The 15,944-nt window shown below is 56.0% G+C and carries 21 protein-coding genes and 1 tRNA gene; 16 read left to right on the top strand and 6 right to left on the bottom strand.

What is annotated here, in order from left to right; all coding sequences use genetic code 11:
- Positions 1–9 precede the first annotated feature (9 nt).
- Entirely contained in the window at positions 10–513 is a 504-nt protein-coding gene (locus N7640_RS22300) for a hypothetical protein (protein WP_279905765.1), read from the bottom strand.
- Positions 514–550: 37 nt separating this feature from the next.
- A complete protein-coding gene (locus N7640_RS22295) occupies positions 551–874 on the bottom strand; it encodes a hypothetical protein (RefSeq protein ID WP_279905767.1) in 324 nt (107 codons plus the stop codon).
- Between the two features lie 496 nt (positions 875–1,370).
- Between N7640_RS22295 and N7640_RS22290 the strand changes: the two genes are divergently transcribed.
- The 11 genes from N7640_RS22290 to N7640_RS22240 all read left to right on the top strand — a co-directional run bounded on the left by N7640_RS22290 (position 1,371) and on the right by N7640_RS22240 (position 9,182).
- Positions 1,371–1,652, top strand: coding sequence for a DNA-binding protein (locus N7640_RS22290; protein ID WP_279905768.1), 282 nt, complete (start codon positions 1,371–1,373; stop codon positions 1,650–1,652).
- Between the two features lie 437 nt (positions 1,653–2,089).
- Positions 2,090–2,380 carry a DUF5447 family protein gene (locus N7640_RS22285; protein WP_279905770.1) on the top strand — a complete coding sequence of 97 codons (291 nt, stop codon included), beginning with the start codon at positions 2,090–2,092 and terminating at the stop codon, positions 2,378–2,380.
- A 4-nt stretch (positions 2,381–2,384) separates the two neighbouring features.
- Entirely contained in the window at positions 2,385–2,597 is a 213-nt protein-coding gene (locus N7640_RS22280; protein WP_279905771.1) for a hypothetical protein, read from the top strand.
- A 450-nt stretch (positions 2,598–3,047) separates the two neighbouring features.
- Positions 3,048–3,395, top strand: a complete 348-nt coding sequence (locus N7640_RS22275; RefSeq protein ID WP_279905772.1) for a hypothetical protein — start codon at positions 3,048–3,050, stop codon at positions 3,393–3,395.
- Between the two features lie 28 nt (positions 3,396–3,423).
- Positions 3,424–3,627: a hypothetical protein gene (locus N7640_RS22270; protein ID WP_279905773.1), complete on the top strand. Its 204-nt coding sequence runs from the start codon at positions 3,424–3,426 to the stop codon at positions 3,625–3,627.
- Between the two features lie 14 nt (positions 3,628–3,641).
- The gene (locus N7640_RS22265) at positions 3,642–3,848 is read left to right on the top strand and encodes a major capsid protein (protein ID WP_279905774.1); all 207 of its coding nucleotides are present in this window, start codon (positions 3,642–3,644) and stop codon (positions 3,846–3,848) included.
- Positions 3,849–3,852: 4 nt separating this feature from the next.
- Positions 3,853–5,274 (top strand): virulence factor TspB C-terminal domain-related protein, encoded by a 1,422-nt coding sequence (locus tag N7640_RS22260; RefSeq protein WP_279905775.1) that lies wholly within the window; start codon positions 3,853–3,855, stop codon positions 5,272–5,274.
- Positions 5,275–5,276: 2 nt separating this feature from the next.
- On the top strand, positions 5,277–5,600 hold the full coding sequence (locus N7640_RS22255; RefSeq protein ID WP_279905777.1) for a DUF2523 family protein: 324 nt from the start codon (positions 5,277–5,279) through the stop codon (positions 5,598–5,600).
- Positions 5,600–6,781: a zonular occludens toxin domain-containing protein gene (locus N7640_RS22250; protein WP_279905778.1), complete on the top strand. Its 1,182-nt coding sequence runs from the start codon at positions 5,600–5,602 to the stop codon at positions 6,779–6,781. Before N7640_RS22255 ends, N7640_RS22250 begins: the two co-directional genes overlap by 1 nt.
- A gap of 137 nt (positions 6,782–6,918) precedes the next feature.
- Complete coding sequence (locus tag N7640_RS22245; RefSeq protein WP_279905779.1) at positions 6,919–8,199, top strand: hypothetical protein; 1,281 nt, start codon at positions 6,919–6,921, stop codon at positions 8,197–8,199.
- Positions 8,196–9,182, top strand: coding sequence for a tyrosine-type recombinase/integrase (locus tag N7640_RS22240; protein WP_279905780.1), 987 nt, complete (start codon positions 8,196–8,198; stop codon positions 9,180–9,182). Before N7640_RS22245 ends, N7640_RS22240 begins: the two co-directional genes overlap by 4 nt.
- Here the strand turns inward: N7640_RS22240 and N7640_RS22235 are convergent.
- The 4 genes from N7640_RS22235 to N7640_RS22220 all read right to left on the bottom strand — a co-directional run bounded on the left by N7640_RS22235 (position 9,179) and on the right by N7640_RS22220 (position 11,111).
- The gene (locus N7640_RS22235; RefSeq protein ID WP_279905782.1) at positions 9,179–9,496 is read right to left on the bottom strand and encodes a hypothetical protein; all 318 of its coding nucleotides are present in this window, start codon (positions 9,494–9,496) and stop codon (positions 9,179–9,181) included. The genes N7640_RS22240 and N7640_RS22235 overlap by 4 nt on opposite strands.
- 86 nt (positions 9,497–9,582) lie before the next feature.
- Positions 9,583–9,658 (bottom strand) — tRNA-Thr (locus N7640_RS22230).
- Positions 9,659–9,724: 66 nt separating this feature from the next.
- A complete protein-coding gene (tfpZ, locus tag N7640_RS22225; protein WP_279905783.1) occupies positions 9,725–10,459 on the bottom strand; it encodes a TfpX/TfpZ family type IV pilin accessory protein in 735 nt (244 codons plus the stop codon).
- A gap of 82 nt (positions 10,460–10,541) precedes the next feature.
- Complete coding sequence (locus N7640_RS22220) at positions 10,542–11,111, bottom strand: pilin (protein ID WP_279905784.1); 570 nt, start codon at positions 11,109–11,111, stop codon at positions 10,542–10,544.
- 237 nt (positions 11,112–11,348) lie between these two features.
- On the opposite strand from N7640_RS22220, the gene pilB reads away from it, so the two are divergent.
- From pilB to yacG, 5 genes are read left to right on the top strand one after another with little or no spacing between them, the layout of a single operon-like run.
- Positions 11,349–13,049: a type IV-A pilus assembly ATPase PilB gene (pilB, locus tag N7640_RS22215; protein WP_279905785.1), complete on the top strand. Its 1,701-nt coding sequence runs from the start codon at positions 11,349–11,351 to the stop codon at positions 13,047–13,049.
- 6 nt (positions 13,050–13,055) lie between these two features.
- A complete protein-coding gene (locus N7640_RS22210) occupies positions 13,056–14,273 on the top strand; it encodes a type II secretion system F family protein (protein ID WP_279905786.1) in 1,218 nt (405 codons plus the stop codon).
- Positions 14,274–14,275: 2 nt separating this feature from the next.
- Positions 14,276–15,145, top strand: a complete 870-nt coding sequence (locus N7640_RS22205) for an A24 family peptidase (RefSeq protein ID WP_279905787.1) — start codon at positions 14,276–14,278, stop codon at positions 15,143–15,145.
- Positions 15,142–15,753 carry a dephospho-CoA kinase gene (coaE, locus tag N7640_RS22200; protein ID WP_279905788.1) on the top strand — a complete coding sequence of 204 codons (612 nt, stop codon included), beginning with the start codon at positions 15,142–15,144 and terminating at the stop codon, positions 15,751–15,753. The genes N7640_RS22205 and coaE overlap by 4 nt, the downstream gene beginning before the upstream one ends.
- Entirely contained in the window at positions 15,750–15,944 is a 195-nt protein-coding gene (yacG, locus tag N7640_RS22195) for a DNA gyrase inhibitor YacG (RefSeq protein WP_279905789.1), read from the top strand. The genes coaE and yacG overlap by 4 nt, the downstream gene beginning before the upstream one ends.

Here is a 15,944-nt window from a genome sequence, read left to right as displayed (position 1 = left end):
GTTCGCGTACTAGTCGTGCCGATTCAAGGTGATCATCGCGCGGCAATTCCTGCGTTCAATGCTTCCCTCTTTTCCTGGGCAGTAGTCCCTAATCCTGGTTTTCTGTTTCACCACGGTGACTTTCATCCCCTCGGCTTTTGGCTCCTCCCGCACGATTGGCTGGGGGTAGCTCACTACGTTATTCGCGCCCTTGGGAATGTAGTTCGAGTCGTCGAATGAGGTTTGCTTTACGCCAGCAGGCTCGGTTGCCGGAGTGGGTTTGTAGATTTCTGCGATTGGTTCCTGGTGCTCTTGTCGCAGAGTTTTGACAGCCTGATTGACTATCACTCTCTGCGGTGTTTTGGCTGCAAGGGCTGCGGCCGAGGAGGCGGCTTTGATCGGCTTGGGCGCGGGGATGAGCATGAGCGCGCCTAGTGTGATTGCCGATCCTGCCGCGAGGATCGCGATTATTTGCCCCAGCTGGCTTCGCTTCTTTCTGATGTAGAACGGTGCATCGTCCCTGTCTGCATGCATCTCGATATCCTCTACGGCGTGCTGTTGCCGGCCATCTCTACCAAGTCTTCTCTCTGTAGCCCCTGACGCACTCCTGCACGTCGTCGTCGATGACATTTCCGGGCTTCATGCATTCCTTCACGCTACGACGGACGCCACGATTGGCTTCTTTCTCTGCCAGGTCCTGCTGTTTGAGGTTTGCTCTGGCTGCCTCTGCCATCGGGCCTTTTCCCTGAGCCAGGGCTCGCATCATGCGTTTGCTGATCTCGTTCGCTACTGGTGCGACAACGTGGTCGGCGGTGCCTTTGATGGCGTCGTCTACAACGTCAGCGTTTGCAGCTGTTGCTGCGAGTAGAGCTGCGATGGCGATTAACTTCTTCATCTGTCCGCTTCCCTGCCTGTCTACTTTCTCGTCCGTGTGCGACTGAACCATCGCCGGGCCGCTTCAGCGGTTACCTGCTGCCCGCTTCTTGTTCTGCCAATTTTAGGTCGGCTTCGGCGTAGGCTGGGCTGATCTGGCCCCTCGCTAAATCTACCTCGCCGCGAATGATGTAAAGCTCGTATTCAGGGAATGCGGCTAAGAGCTTAGACAGGTCTTCAACCCTGGCCTTTGTCCTTGTGTCAGTAGCAACCGTCTGCCACCGCTGACGTTCTGTGCCCGTCCTCTTGGCTACGGCGCTCGCGCCTATATGCCTAACAACCTCTCTAAGCCTGTCTTCCATATTCCTAATTCATCTTAAAAATGATGAAGATTTCCTCAAGATGTATATTTCCTCATGTATTATTCCTCACATGAGGAAATATTCCTCGGCTGAGTTTCCGATTCGGAAACACCCTTTATTGACAGTTTATGAAGATTTCAGGGGCAGGGATAGGGAATGAGCACGCAGCATCTGGAGCAACCGCCCTTCGATGTGAGCTTCGACTTGGATGGCAAGCGGGTGGTGTACCTCGACTGCCGTAACGCGCTGTTTGTGAGCGGAGAGATTTTCGCCGCGATGGTGGGTGTCTCGCATGACACAGTGAAGGGCTGGATGCAAACCGGCACGGTCCCCAGCGTCAAGATGGGCCGTCCACGCCTCGTGAACCTCGCCGCCATCCGCAACGACCTTGCCAAGGGCAAAACGATCTTTGCCCAGGGGGATTACGCCGATGACTAATCATCAGAAAGCTTCCCACATTGACGTCAAAATTGATGCTGTCGCTAAGGCCGCGGGCGTTTCTAAGGAGGTCGCTCGCCGCTACTTGGAGGCCGAAGGCTGGTTAGTGTGTGAGGCAATTTACGACATTCGCGCTGAGCGCAAAGCGGGGTTGCTCTAATGCATCGCTCCACTTTAACGCACAGGCGCGACAAGCTCGGCTTGGTAGCTGCTAAGAAATTGGAGGCTGCCCGTGATGCTCTTCATTCCTATCGTATGGCATGCATCGATTGCGGCGATTTGGCTGCCACGCATGACAGGCGACATTCTCTCGTTGGTGAGCTGGGGGAGTTGTCATCGTTTATTGAATCCGCTTGTAAGGCCGGGATGCGTAAAGAGGGTTACTCCGATGAGTAATTGTCTGAGTCCTGCAAAGCTCCAGGCGCAGGTGCTAGCCAATGAGCCTGAACAAGTACCTGCGCCTGCCCCATCCCGAGACCTGCGACTGCTCTGTCTGCTGGTCCCGTCGCGTACCGGTGGCCCCCGCTCCCTGCCAGTCCACACCCTGCGACCAGTGCCGCCCCGCGTTAGTGTTCAAGGTCGATGGAATCTGGCGAGCGAAGCCGGCTTTCACTTGCGCGAAACACAAGCCACCGCGCCGTCCCCCGAAGTACTGGAACGTTATTCACGACTCGGGCAAGCCAACGCCTTTCGTGCCCATTCGAGAGCCGTTCGAACTAGAGAGCTAAGCCAATGAGCCAGCTTGCCGAAGTGACCGATGCCTACGTGCTGTGCCAAGACTGCGGCCACGCCGAAGCCTACAGCGACGCCAAGCATCAAGGCCAGCAGTGCTGCCCGAAGTGCGAGGGCGAATTCTGCGGCTGCAATGCCTGTTCGGGCATCGCCCGTCTGAGCATCCAGTTCGAAGTCCAGGCCGAAGCCGAGCGCCGGGAGGCCAAGCCATGACCAGCGCCGATCTGCTGTTCTGGTTTCCCCACATTATTTTTATGTCTCTGGTCGTCGTACTGGCTCTTTTCATCGCCCGCGAAACCGCCCGCGAAGAAGCCTCCCAGGTCAGGGGCCGCGCTCCCGGCTTGTCCGAACACGCTGCACCGTTCGGACAAACGGAAGCACGGGCGAAGCGCACCCTTGACCCACCTCGACCGCAAACAGCCTCCGCTGGGGAGGGCGGGACAGATCCACCGTCCCGCGCTCCCGAGCCCCCGGCGGCAAGGGTGGGATGACAAGGGCAAAGCCCTTGGTGTTGACCCGCTGACGGATACCCGCAAGACCGAGTTTTAACCCGTAGACCGAGATAGCCGGCAGGCCGAACGAGTGAGTTCACCTGCACGGGATCGCTCGGCCTGCAGAACGGCAAAACCGCGCAACAACGCGCACCCAAAAGAGGAAATACCGATGGCACGTTCGATTATGGAAGTTGCATTCCTGGGCACCCAAAAGACCGAAGTAGAGGGCGCCAAATACGTGAAGGTCTTCTACGGCGACGAGCCGGACGGCAAGACCGAACACGGCCTGTCCATTGTGGGCATGGCCGCCGCTGATGAAGTCGCCGATGAAGTGTTCTTCGCGGGCTCCGGCTTCGCCCCGCTGGAGACTGTCCGCATCACTTTCGAGGTCGCCCGAGGCGGCCAGAACAAGGGCAAGAATCTCGCCCTGCATATTGAGCCGGTGAAGGCTCGCCCCGCCGCCTCGACGGCTCCGGCTGCCTCCCAGGCCGCCCCGCAAAAGCCCGACACCAAGTAACCGCTGATCTTCAACGGGACTGAATTCCATGAATTTCATCGTGTGCAACGGGGTATGGGAAAGCGCGGGTCAGACTCCGGTTTGCGTCGGCACTCTTTCTACCGTTTCACGCGATGAGATAAGCCCGCCTGGGCTAACTGCCGAGGAACATGCGGAACTGCGAGAGCACGCTCTGGTTTTGTTCGCAATTGTCTTCGGCGCACTTGTGCTGAAAAAGGCACTTCATCTCTGAAAGGGGTCTCTCCCATGCAAAAATTGCAAGTTCTCCGCCGCTCGCTCGGCGCTACCGCCGCTGTCGGTCTGCTGTCCGTACAGCAGGTTCACGCTGCACTGGGCACTGACATTACCACTGCGCTCAGCACGGCAAAAGTCGATGGTGTTGAACTCGCCGGCATCGTGCTGGCGGTAATCATCGCCATCGCCGCCTTCAAGTTCATGCGCAAGGCGCTGTAATTCGGTGGCACTCGAAGGCCCGGTAACTCGTTATCGGGCTTTCTTTTTAGGGGTGAATAAATATGGACGCCAACATGCTAACGACAGTGATCATTCTGGCGGCCTTTTGGGCTTTGTTTTTTGGGCGTATCTGATGCGTAATTTAGCGCTTTTGTTATTGCTTTTGACTGTGCTTAATCCAAGGCTTGCGCTTGCTGAGGATTACTACTGGATTCAGAGTCATAATCAGCAGCGTTATACGTCATATACCCAGGCGTGTGCTGACTTTGAGGATTATATTAAGAAAGCTACTCCTACAGCTACGCTTAATGTTTTTAAGGTAGATTCGAAGTCTATTGCATGTCAGATGAAGACGCCCCAAGGCGCCGTCGCATACGTTGCGAACGTAAACAGGTACGGTGATGGCTGTACGCCTCCAAAAGTTTATGAGGCATCTACAGGCAAGTGCGACTTCCCACCTGACCCGCCTAAGGATTGCAGTGATAAAGCGGGAAAACCTGTTGCTTGGAGCCTTTTGCGTGATGATCCGCTCCAGGGCATGGGTGTTATTGAATATATGTGCGTTGACGGTTGTCGTGTTGCACCTGCTGGTAGTTCTACTTGTGGTGCGACTCCTGATGGCCCTACGCCTGGTGTGTGCTGGGGGCTTGGTACATATACAGGTACTGAGTGCTATCAGGGTGACGGTGCTAACGGTGGCTCTCCACCCAAGTCTCCTGATCCGACAGACCCAACTAAACCGCCTCTTTGCCCCAGGGGATGGTCGCCGACTGGCTCCGATGGCAAGGGACCGTGTATGCCTAATCCAGACCCTAATGACCCTGATCCGAATAATCCTGCCCCCAACAATCCGGACCCGAACAACCCTGATCCAAATAATCCTAATCCCGGCGGTGGCAATAACGGCGGTGGCAATAACGGAGGTAATAACGGAGGGGGCGATGGTGGTGATGACGGTAGTGGTACTGGCGGTGATGATGGAGAGGGTGGTAATTCCGGTGGCGATAATGACGAGGATGACGACAGCCCCGAAGCCAGCGTTGCCGGTGAGAGTTGCGACAGGATACTGAAGTGCGAAGGTGACCCTGTTCAGTGCGCTATTTTGCGCAAAAATAAAGAAATCGCTTGTCAGTGGAGATATGGGGCTGAAGAGAAAGGTTTGGTTGAAAAGGCTGTTTCGGGCGAAGGGTTCGCATTAGAAGAGAAGAATATACAGGTAGGCTCACTATTTACTGAGGCTCTTAATAAAGGGCGCTGGCTCCCTAATTCATGTCCCGCACCTAAGCCCATCACGATCATGGGTAAAGCCTATCAATTTTCGTGGGAACCTCTATGCCAGTTTGCTCGCACTCTTGCGCCAATCATCGTTGCGCTCGCCTCTCTTTTCTTTGCTGTTCACGTTGGTCGCGGAATTAAAGGAGACTGATTATGCCAGCGGCACTGCTTCCATTACTTGCCTCGTTTCTTGGTTCCATTGTTGCCGGGCTTGCCTTTCGTGTATTGGCATCACTTGGATTTGCCTATGTTGCTTATGTCGGCATTGGCAAGTTGATTGATACGGTTGAGGTTTATGTAAGAGGGCTGTTTAGTGCACTGCCTGTTGAGGTGGCGCAAATACTCGGACTGGCCAAGATCGACGTAGCCATCAATATCATCATTGCGGCGATTATTGCCCGCCTGCTGTTGGCTGGTATGGATAAAGTGTCGGGCACGATTACCGCGCTTGCGCTGGCTAACAAGGTGGCCAGCTGATGTTCGTGCTCAGAACGGGTTTGCAAGGGAACGGTAAAACCCTTAATACCATTCGGGAAGTGGATGCCAAGGCGGCAAAGGAAGAGCGTCCGGTCTACTACCACAATATCCGGGGATTCAATCCGGGCGCCGATGCTCTCCAGGCCGTCTGGACCGAGTTCGATAAACCGCATGAGTGGTACAAGCTGCCGCAGAACGCGATTATCGTGATCGATGAGGCACAGACTTTCTTTCGTGTTCGCAATCCATCCTCGGCCGTGCCCGCTTATGCCAGCGCCTTGGAAACCATGCGCCACAGCGGTCATGAGCTACATTGCATCACGCAGAATCCCGGCCTGATCGACACCCACTTCCGCAAGCTCTGTAACTCTCACATTCACTATGTGCGAGGGCACAAGGGCAAGATCATCAAGCGCTGGGAGTTCGAGCGCGTGAACATGGATGTTGAGAAGCGCAATGCTTTCAGCGACGGCCAGGCCACCCGCATCCTACTCGACAAGAAATTCTTCGGCGTTTACCAGTCGGTGGCTCAGGGCTCCGAGCATCACATGCGCTTCAAGCCGCCTCGGGCCATGTACGTCTTGATCGCCTGTGTCCTGTTCATTGGCTACTTCGGGTATGGGCTGTATGAGCGTCGGATGGCGCCTTCTGAGTCCGAACCGGTGGCAGAACAGTCGGGCACGCCCGATACGATCCCTGTGTCCAGTGCGCCGCCGGCTACGGCCTCCCAGGGGCCGCTGAGTGCTGAGGATTACGTCTCTCTGCGAATGCCTCGGATACCCGATCTGCCCAGTTCGGCGCCGGTGTATGACGAACTCACGCGGCCTGTCTCGTATCCGCGGCTCTACTGCATGTCCAGCGTGGATCCGACCATCGTCGAGAAAGCGTTTGATCGTGCCCCGTATTCGGTAAGGGCCGTGCGTGGCCGGCTGACCCACTGCCAGTGCTACACCCAGCAGGCCACGCGCTACAGGACCGATTTCGACTTCTGCATGAAGTCCTCTACGGATGGCTACTTCGATGCCTCGGTGCCTGATCGCTATTCCGGCCAGGGCGGTGCGCTACAGCCACCAGGTCAATTTCCTCCCCAGCTATCCAGCAGCTACCCGCCGCAGCCTGCAACCCCGCAGACACCTGTGGTGAATGTCGTGCCGTATGAGAAGGGGCGGTTCTTGTGGTAGGCGGCGGGCGGCGTGGGTGCGTGCGAGGTACGAGCGCGCAGGTGCGCCGCGACGCCGCCCTCCGGCTGACGTCCCTGTAACACGTCAGATAAACCGAAATCGAGAACATCAAAAAGCTTCAATAAAGGGTGAAAGGAATGTCGGTAAAGGACTTTATCCGGGTTGATCGTAGTACTGGGCTGGAGTCGCCAAGGGGGCGTCTGTTCTTTGATAGTAAGTCCGCTGTGGTTGCCGACCTGTCCGGCGTCCAGGTTCTGCGTTGTGGCGTCGATACAGTCCGGCAGCTCTATCGTGGCTTGATCCGCCCGGAAATCATGGTGCTGTTCGAGACCCCTGGCACCATTGTCGATTTCGCTGGCCAGCGCTGGCACTCCGGTCGTGTCGGCCGTGACTCTGGTTACCAGTACAAGCTCCAGAATGCCGACCTGGGCATCGTGCTGCTGGTGAAGAACTTCAACGCCAAGATCGACGCCATTGGCCCACATCTGAAAATCGAAGTGTCGCCCCATGCAATCGACGCCCTGAGCCCCGAGCGCCTGCAAGCCCGCCTCGACTTCTATGCCGCAGAGGTGCTTTCAAACCTGGAAGTAAACCAATGTGCGGTGCACTTGGCGCTAGACCTGCAAGGCTGGAGGCCTCCGGTTGATCTGGTAGCGCGTATGCACTGCCGGGCCAAGACGCATCGCGATATTTCGGGCATCAACTCCATTGAGTGGGCAACCAAGTCCAGCGTCTACGGACGTGGCGAGACCTCCATGTTCGGTTCGGCTGGAGGCATTCAACTGTGTATCTACAACAAAACCGAGCAGGCCAGGGCGACCGACAAGCTCGACTACTGGGAAGGCGTCTGGCGTCGCCGGGATAGCTTTGACGAAGGAGCCCCGGATAACTACAACCCGGAGCAGGACGTATGGCGCGTAGAGCTGCGCTATCACCATTCGATCATCCAGCAATTCGCCAGCGGGTCAATTGATCTGCAATCAGGCGCCCTAATAGACACCCGCTCATTCTCGGCCTTTTCCGGCCATCTGGACGGCCTCTGGCACTACGGTATGGGGCAGTTCCGGCTACAGGCCCGACCGGGATATTTCGAGCCGATCTGGACCCTGCTTCGCGATGACGTGCGCGTCGATATCGCCGCTGATTCATTGCTCGAAGAGACCGACTACAAACGCCACTACAAGACTGCTCGCGGATTCTCGGGCAAGAACGTGGAGCTGTTCCTGGGAAACTTTGTAAGCCTGCTGGCACGGGAGCGAGTGGGCGCAAAGAAGGCCTTCAACCGCCTCACCGAGTGGGAGTGCTGGCCGGTCATTCGCGACTACTACGCCGCGAAAGGAATGACTCCACATGACCTTTATGGCCATATCCGCGACCTACTGGAGGAGCGGCATGTCCGGTGGGGTCGGGCCGTATGATCACCAAGGGTGCCAGTGGTTGGGAGGTGGATTTCTGGCTTGATCGCTCGTTAGGTATCCGCAAGCGCAAAAGAGGCTTTCGAACCAAGAGCGAGGCTGAGCGCTGGGTATCCGACCTGCGCAAGGATTATGGCCGTCGCGGACGTGATCCAGGGGAACGGCTCGCGGACCTTGTAGACATGTGGCAGGAGCTGCACGGCTCGACGCTCAAAGATAAGAAGCGCTATGGTCGCACCCTCGCTATTGTCGATGGATTGGGCAACCCGATTGCCTCCACCTTCTCCGCCCTGGACTTCGGCCGATACCGGGCTGAGCGCCTTAAGGCCTGCACACCAGCGACAGTGAACCACGAGCATCGCTACCTGAAAGCCATGTTCAATGAGCTGATCCGCCTGGGCGTCTGGCATGAAGCGAACCCCGTGGCCAACCTGCGACAGCTTCGGGTCGATGAAACAGAGCTGACTTTTCTCACCTTGGATGAATGCCGCCGCGTTCTGGCTCAGTGTGAAGCCTCGACGAACAGCCACACCCTGCCGGTTGCCAAGCTGTGCCTCGCGACAGGTGCTCGATGGGATGAGGCCGAGTCGATCACACGCAATCAACTGGTGAATGGCCAAGCGCGCTTTGCTAGGACAAAAAATGGCAGGGTCCGGTCAATTCCCATCCCTGACGACTTGCTCAAGCTGCTACTCGAGAGAGGCTACCCAGGTTCTGGCCGGCTATTCAGCTCCTGCCGCTCGGCATTCCGTAAAGCCTATGAGCGTACCGGTTTGCATACCCCCGGCCAGCTGACCCACATCCTGCGACATACCTTTGCCAGCCACTACATGATGAAAGGCGGGAATATCCTCACGCTGCAACGCATCCTGGGGCACGGAGATATCAAGATGACTATGCGTTACTCACACCTGGCGCCGGATCACTTCGCCACAGTGCTGACGCATTCCCCTCTCGCGCTGCTTGATCAGATAAAGGTCGGCTAGACGCTCGAACCCGCCAGAGCCTTCTCTACCTCAGCGGTATAGGAGCGAGACTCCCTGATCCTCGCTTGCGCGTCGACAGCCAAGTGCCTGTCAGGGTCGAGTCGCGACAGCAATGCGAGCTGCTTTAGTAGCTCAGAGGAAGGGTCATTGTGGAGCCACCAGCTGAATGCGCCATTTCTGGTGTGCTCGGCGGAGGAGACATACTCCGGCCGGTGCTCAGCAAGCTGAAGGCTAAACAACTCATCAGGATAAAGGCCGAGTTCAAGCCACTTATCTGGAAAGCCAAGGCACTCCAAAAACTCTACCTTCGTCATATCAGCCTCTGGGACAAGAATGGGACAGCTGTGAGACACCAGCTCAAAAACAAAAGGGTTAGCATTCGCTAACCCTTTGATTTAAATGGTGCCGGAGACAGGAGTCGAACCTGTGACCTTCGCATTACGAATGCGCTGCTCTACCAACTGAGCTACACCGGCGCAGCATGCATTTTATCTCAAGGGGAGAGTGTAGCGCAGCAGCCACACGCGCCTCAGCCGCTACACCTAATTCCAAGGGCGCAAATCCACGACAGCAACCACCTTCGCATTATCGCTGCGCATCAGCACTACCATAGGCTGAACATTTGCTTTCAACGGGAGCCAAGTATCAGCTTCCGGCCACGCCAGCTTTATCTGCCGAACAGCCTCAGAAGTGTTGAAACGCTCCAACTCTGCCAGCGGCTTCAATCGAGCCTGAATCTTATCGCGCACCTGACTCAATGGATGATAGTAATTCGGACGGTGCGGCAAATCGCTTCCACCGCGAGTTGACTCAAGTACTAGTTCGTTGCGCTCGACGATATCCACCGGAGAAATCGCAGCAACCCAGCGCGGCCCGAACCAAGGGGGAGCGCGATATATCTTGTCAGCCTGCAACAGCTTGCGCTCGTCTATGTCGGGGACTCTCACAAGATCAAAACGATCTACATTGAAGACAAACCATGCCGGGCGACCATCAGCCACACTCCAAAGGCCGTAGCCCAATGCTGCAAGCTGTAAGCATGCAATAACCAGCATATCAAACAACAAACTCTTCTTGCCCGCCTTATAGATGATCAAGGTCAGCACAGGACCGAGCGTCACATCGACTGCCAGCAGAATCATGAAAATCCCAGTAACCCCGGTCGCCATATGCAGCGGAGCGGGGTACCACACGCCAAGAACCAGCAGCAAACTCAAACCCGCAATGGTCGCGGACAGAGCAAGATGAATGAGAAAGGCTTTAAACCGAGAAGGCATAAAAGAATTACCGAAAAAATAACGCCCGCTTTATGCGGGCGTTATTTCACAATGACAATGTTTCACTTGCAGTGCTACTGAATCAACCACGGCACTCGGCTGGAGCCAAGTTAAGCGGCAGAGTTGCAGTGAAGACAGTCGGGGCAATACCACCCACGCGGCCAGCCGCGTGGCAGGTCCAGATCACCGGACCGGTAGGACGAGTACCTGCAGCCAGAGCAACGTTGTTCGCGGTAGGCTTGAGGACAACAAAATTGGTACCAGCCGGAGCAACGCGAGGCGAGTACTGGATCTCAATCTCACCAACCGCCGAATCGATAGTCAGCTGCAGCACGTTGACCGAACCCTGCGTAGCGTTGCCCACTACCTGAATGCATGGGCCGGGAGCGTTACACGGAGTGGCGGGACCACCGACGGTACCGATAGCTGGGTAACCGGTAGCCAGACCACCCGAAAGGGCTGGCATTACATTAGCGGCATTATCTGCAACCAGCGACTTGGCCTCGCTTGCCAGCAGCAATCCTTCAGAAACACGGGAGCGTGCAGTGTAGTCCTGATAGGCCGGCAGGGCGACAGCGGCCAGAATCCCGATGATCGCAACCACGATCATCAATTCGATCAGGGTAAAACCCTTTTGCATTTGTGCTTTCATTTTTTTCTCCTAGAGAGATTGGCAGGCCTAGAGACCTGAGCAGAGCAAAGCAGAACTCATGCCAACTCTTAAGCTCCCTCATTTCACAAAGAGAAGCCCTAAGTCAAACCTGCATCCTGGCGCATATAGGGCGCCAAGTGACAAAAAACGACACCCATCTGAACCCGATTTGGCAGCCACCTTCAACTACGTTATATAAGCCTGCTGAACGCCGCCACATAACGAGCAGCCAACCCCATGAACGACATCGTCAATCTGACCGGCTTGGCCAAGCAATTGGTGCTAGCAGAACTGCTGGATACCAAGACCGCCCAACAAGCCAGCCTTCAGGCTCAACGCAATCAGTTGCCATTGGTCACCTACCTGGTCCAGAACAAACTCGTCAAAAGCAAAGCACTGGTGGAGCTAGCCTCAGATCAATTTGGGATCGCCTACTTCGATCTTTCGGCGTTGGACTCGGAGAGCCAACCCAAGGATTTGATCAGCGAGAAACTGGCCAGACAGCATCGTGTACTTCCTCTATGGAGACGTAACAACAAGCTGTTCATTGCGTGCTCTGACCCGACCAACCATCAGGCGGTTACTGATGTTCAGTTCAGCACCGGCCTGAACACGGAGATGATTCTGGTCGAAGATGACAAGCTAGGCGATACCATCGAGAAGTTCTTCGACGACCCCACCAGTGGGCTGGACGGCATAGACGATGCCGACCTAGACAAGACCGACGTAGAGGCAGTTACCGACAACAAGAAAGGCGAAGAAACCACGGACGCCGATGATGCCCCCGTCGTTCGATTCGTCAACAAGATGCTATTAGATGCCATCAAGGGAGGCTCCTCCGATCTCCACTTCGAGCCATACGAGCGCGCTTATCGAGTCCGTTTCCGGACCGATGGCATTCTGCATGAGGTTGCCAAGCCACCAATCCAGTTGGCTCCACGCATTGCAGCTCGCCTAAAGGTCATGGCCAGCCTCGATATTTCCGAGCGACGCAAGCCGCAGGATGGCCGAATAAAGATGCAGATATCTAAGACCAAAGCAATTGACTTTCGCGTGAACACCCTTCCCACCCTATGGGGCGAGAAGATTGTGATGCGTATCCTTGACCCTACCAGCGCGCAGATGGGCATCGACGCCCTAGGCTATGAAGAGGGTCAAAAAGAACTTTATCTGAACGCCCTTAAGCAACCGCAGGGCATGATTCTAGTGACCGGGCCGACGGGGTCAGGGAAAACTGTGTCGCTCTATACCGGCTTAAACATCCTCAATACGCCAGACGTGAATATCTCTACAGCAGAGGATCCGGTAGAAATCAACCTGGAAGGCATCAATCAGGTCAACGTAAACCCCCGACAAGGAATGGATTTCTCCCAAGCCCTACGAGCCTTCCTACGCCAAGACCCAGATATTATCATGGTTGGAGAGATTCGCGACCTGGAGACCGCAGAAATCGCTATCAAGGCGGCCCAGACCGGGCACATGGTGATGTCAACATTGCACACCAATAGCGCGGCCGAGACCTTGACACGCCTGCGCAATATGGGCGTCCCTGCATTCAATATCGCGACCTCAGTAAACCTGATTATCGCCCAGCGCTTGGCACGAAAACTGTGCGGAAATTGCAAGAAGCCTGTAGAGGTGCCGAGAGACGCCCTGCTCAAGGAAGGCTTTCCAGAAGAGACAATAGGCACGTTCAAGATCTATGGCCCAGTCGGCTGTGAGAACTGCAAGAGCGGATACAAAGGCAGGGTTGGCATTTATGAAGTGGTTAAAAACACTCCCGCCCTACAACGCATTATCATGGAAGAGGGCAACTCCATTGAAATCGCCGAACAGATGCTCAAAGACGGCTTCAATGACCTACGCACGTCCGGCCTGCTCAAGGCCATGCAAGGCATCACAAGCCTTGAGGAAATCAACCGCGTGACCAAGGACTAATCCACCATGGCGGAAAAAGCTCTTAAGACCAGCCTATTCAGCTGGGAAGGCACTGACAAAAAAGGCGCCAGGATCAGAGGTGAGATGGGCGGACAAAGCCCCGCACTGGTCAAGGCACAATTGCGCAAGCAAGGAATTAACCCAACCAAAGTACGCAAGAAGTCCACATCGATCTTTGGGGCAGGCAAGAAGATAAAGCCGATGGACATCGCCCTGTTCACTCGACAAATGGCAACGATGATGAAAGCCGGCGTCCCCTTGCTTAGCTCGTTTGATATTATCGCAGAGGGCTTCGACAATCCAAACATGCGCAAATTAGTTGACGATCTGAAGCAGGAGGTTGCAGCCGGCAACAGCTTTGCATATTCACTACAGAGGAAGCCCGCCTACTTCGATGAGCTATATTGCAACCTAGTAAATGCAGGCGAACAAGCTGGCGCTCTAGAAAACCTGTTAGACCGGGTTGCAACCTACAAGGAAAAAACAGAAGCCCTCAAGGCTAAAATTAAAAAGGCCATGACCTATCCGATTGCTGTGGTTCTAGTTGCAATCATCGTTTCAGCTATCCTACTAATCAAAGTAGTTCCCCAGTTCCAAGAGGTTTTTAGCAGTTTCGGTGCAGAGCTACCAGTCTTCACTCAGATGGTCATAAACCTTTCCGAGACGCTCCAAAGCTGGTGGTTTATCGTTCTGATTGGCTTCTTTCTCTCAGCCTTTGCTCTGAAAGAAGCCCATCGGCGATCAGAGAGCTTCCGCAATTGGGTTGATCGCACGACCCTTAAAATACCTATTGTGGGTGATATCGTATACAAGTCTTCCGTTGCGAGATACGCACGAACCTTATCCACTACCTTCGCGGCGGGCGTACCGCTGGTTGAAGCATTGGACTCAGTAGCTGGAGCAACTGGAAATGTAGTATTCCGTAACGCCGTTAATAAGATCAAACAGGATGTTTCTACAGGCATGCAACTAAACTTCTCCATGCGCACCACCGGAGCATTCCCGTCAATGGCACTTCAGATGACGGCTATTGGAGAGGAATCAGGTTCGCTGGATGACATGTTGGACAAGGTTGCCAGCTTCTATGAAGCCGAAGTAGACAACATGGTAGATAATCTTACAGCTCTGATGGAACCAATGATTATGGCCGTTCTTGGCGTATTGGTTGGCGGCCTTATCATTGCAATGTATCTGCCAATCTTCCAATTGGGGAACGTTGTCTAAGCATGTCATTAATGGCATTCATGGCCGGCAACTTGCCGGCCTTTATTTTGGTATGCGCCCTGTTCGGCTTGCTGGTCGGCAGCTTTCTCAACGTCGTCATCTATCGCCTGCCTGTGATGATGCAGCGCGAGTGGCGACAGCAGGCTCGTGAAATCCTAGAGCTGCCGGTAGAGCCTCAGAACACCTTCAATCTCGTCCTGCCCAACTCCTGCTGCCCCAAGTGCGGCCACCAGATTCGCCCTTGGGAAAACATCCCTATCATCAGCTATCTGGCTCTACGAGGCAGATGCTCCGGCTGCAAGGCCCCTATCAGCAAGCGTTACCCCCTGATGGAATTGGCTTGCGGACTGCTCTCCGGCTATGTGGCCTATCGCTTCGGCTTCAGCTGGCAGACAGGCGGCGCGCTGCTGCTGACCTGGGGGCTGCTGGCGATGAGCATGATCGACTGCGATCACCAGCTGCTGCCGGATGCCCTGGTGCTACCCCTGCTGTGGCTAGGCCTGATCGCCAACCACTTCGGTCTTTTCGCAACGCTGGAAGATGCCCTGTGGGGAGCCATCGTCGGCTACCTGAGCCTGTGGTCGGTGTACTGGCTGTTCAAGCTGCTGACCGGCAAGGAAGGCATGGGCTACGGCGACTTCAAGCTGCTGGCCATGCTCGGCGCCTGGGGCGGCTGGCAGATCCTGCCGCTGACCATTCTGCTGTCCTCGCTGGTCGGGGCCGTGCTCGGCTTGATCATGCTGCGTCTGCGCAATCAGGAAACCAGCACACCCATTCCGTTTGGCCCCTATCTGGCGATTGCCGGCTGGATCGCATTGCTCTGGGGTGATCAAATAACCGGAACCTATCTGCAGTTCGCCGGTTTTAGATGATCAAACCCTGGATTCTCGGCCTCACGGGCGGTATCGGTAGCGGCAAGAGCGCCGTCGCCCAGTATTTCATCGATCTCGGCGTGCATCTGGTGGACGCCGACCATGCCGCGCGCTGGGTGGTCAAGCCCGGGCGCCCCGCACTGACCAGGATCGCCGAGCGTTTCGGCTCCCAGGTGCTGCTGCCCGATGGCGGCCTGGATCGCTCCGCGCTGCGCCAGCTGGTGTTTCAGGACGAAGCGCAGCGACGCTGGCTGGAAGGCCTGCTGCATCCGCTGATCTTCCAAGAAATCGATCAGGCACTGGCTCGCGCCGAGTCGCCCTATGCGATCCTGGTGTCGCCACTGCTGGTCGAGTCGGGCCAGCACCGGATGACCCAGCGGGTACTGGTGGTGGATGCCCCCGAGCACCTGCAGCTGCAACGCAGCATGGTGCGGGACAACAGCTCCGAGGAGCAGATACGCGCCATCCTCAAGGCCCAGTCCAGCCGCGAGGAGCGACTGCGCCATGCCGACGACGTGCTGATCAATGATCGGGACCTACCCTGGCTGAAGACCGAGGTCGAACGCCTGCACAATCTCTACCTGACCCTGCGAGGAGGCCAGCCATGAGCGCGACAGTGGAGTGCCCGACCTGCGGCGCACCGGTGGAATGGGGCCCGCAAAGCCCCAATCGTCCCTTCTGCAGCGAGCGCTGCAAGCTGATCGATCTGGGCGCCTGGGCCTCCGAAGCCCACGCCATTCCCGGTGACTCGCTGGAGGACTCGCCCTTCTCCGAGGACCTGACACCGCGCGAGCATTGA

The organism is Pseudomonas sp. GD04015, assembly GCF_029837675.1.
GTDB lineage: Bacteria > Pseudomonadota > Gammaproteobacteria > Pseudomonadales > Pseudomonadaceae > Aquipseudomonas > Aquipseudomonas paralcaligenes.
Note: the sequence above shows the minus strand (reverse complement) of the source record. Positions and strands in the feature narration are given on the sequence as shown.

Bases quoted from the DNA above. Each gene is read 5' to 3' on its own strand.
- N7640_RS22300 (WP_279905765.1), bottom strand. From the start codon at position 513: ATGCATGCAGACAGGGACGATGCACCGTTCTACATCAGAAAGAAGCGA.
- N7640_RS22295 (WP_279905767.1), bottom strand. From the start codon at position 874: ATGAAGAAGTTAATCGCCATCGCAGCTCTACTCGCAGCAACAGCTGCA.
- N7640_RS22290 (WP_279905768.1), top strand. From the start codon at position 1,371: ATGAGCACGCAGCATCTGGAGCAACCGCCCTTCGATGTGAGCTTCGAC.
- N7640_RS22285 (WP_279905770.1), top strand. From the start codon at position 2,090: ATGAGCCTGAACAAGTACCTGCGCCTGCCCCATCCCGAGACCTGCGAC.
- N7640_RS22280 (WP_279905771.1), top strand. From the start codon at position 2,385: ATGAGCCAGCTTGCCGAAGTGACCGATGCCTACGTGCTGTGCCAAGAC.
- N7640_RS22275 (WP_279905772.1), top strand. From the start codon at position 3,048: ATGGCACGTTCGATTATGGAAGTTGCATTCCTGGGCACCCAAAAGACC.
- N7640_RS22270 (WP_279905773.1), top strand. From the start codon at position 3,424: ATGAATTTCATCGTGTGCAACGGGGTATGGGAAAGCGCGGGTCAGACT.
- N7640_RS22265 (WP_279905774.1), top strand. From the start codon at position 3,642: ATGCAAAAATTGCAAGTTCTCCGCCGCTCGCTCGGCGCTACCGCCGCT.
- N7640_RS22255 (WP_279905777.1), top strand. From the start codon at position 5,277: ATGCCAGCGGCACTGCTTCCATTACTTGCCTCGTTTCTTGGTTCCATT.
- N7640_RS22250 (WP_279905778.1), top strand. From the start codon at position 5,600: ATGTTCGTGCTCAGAACGGGTTTGCAAGGGAACGGTAAAACCCTTAAT.
- N7640_RS22245 (WP_279905779.1), top strand. From the start codon at position 6,919: ATGTCGGTAAAGGACTTTATCCGGGTTGATCGTAGTACTGGGCTGGAG.
- N7640_RS22240 (WP_279905780.1), top strand. From the start codon at position 8,196: ATGATCACCAAGGGTGCCAGTGGTTGGGAGGTGGATTTCTGGCTTGAT.
- N7640_RS22235 (WP_279905782.1), bottom strand. From the start codon at position 9,496: ATGACGAAGGTAGAGTTTTTGGAGTGCCTTGGCTTTCCAGATAAGTGG.
- tfpZ (WP_279905783.1), bottom strand. From the start codon at position 10,459: ATGCCTTCTCGGTTTAAAGCCTTTCTCATTCATCTTGCTCTGTCCGCG.
- N7640_RS22220 (WP_279905784.1), bottom strand. From the start codon at position 11,111: ATGAAAGCACAAATGCAAAAGGGTTTTACCCTGATCGAATTGATGATC.
- pilB (WP_279905785.1), top strand. From the start codon at position 11,349: ATGAACGACATCGTCAATCTGACCGGCTTGGCCAAGCAATTGGTGCTA.
- N7640_RS22210 (WP_279905786.1), top strand. From the start codon at position 13,056: ATGGCGGAAAAAGCTCTTAAGACCAGCCTATTCAGCTGGGAAGGCACT.
- N7640_RS22205 (WP_279905787.1), top strand. From the start codon at position 14,276: ATGTCATTAATGGCATTCATGGCCGGCAACTTGCCGGCCTTTATTTTG.
- coaE (WP_279905788.1), top strand. From the start codon at position 15,142: ATGATCAAACCCTGGATTCTCGGCCTCACGGGCGGTATCGGTAGCGGC.
- yacG (WP_279905789.1), top strand. From the start codon at position 15,750: ATGAGCGCGACAGTGGAGTGCCCGACCTGCGGCGCACCGGTGGAATGG.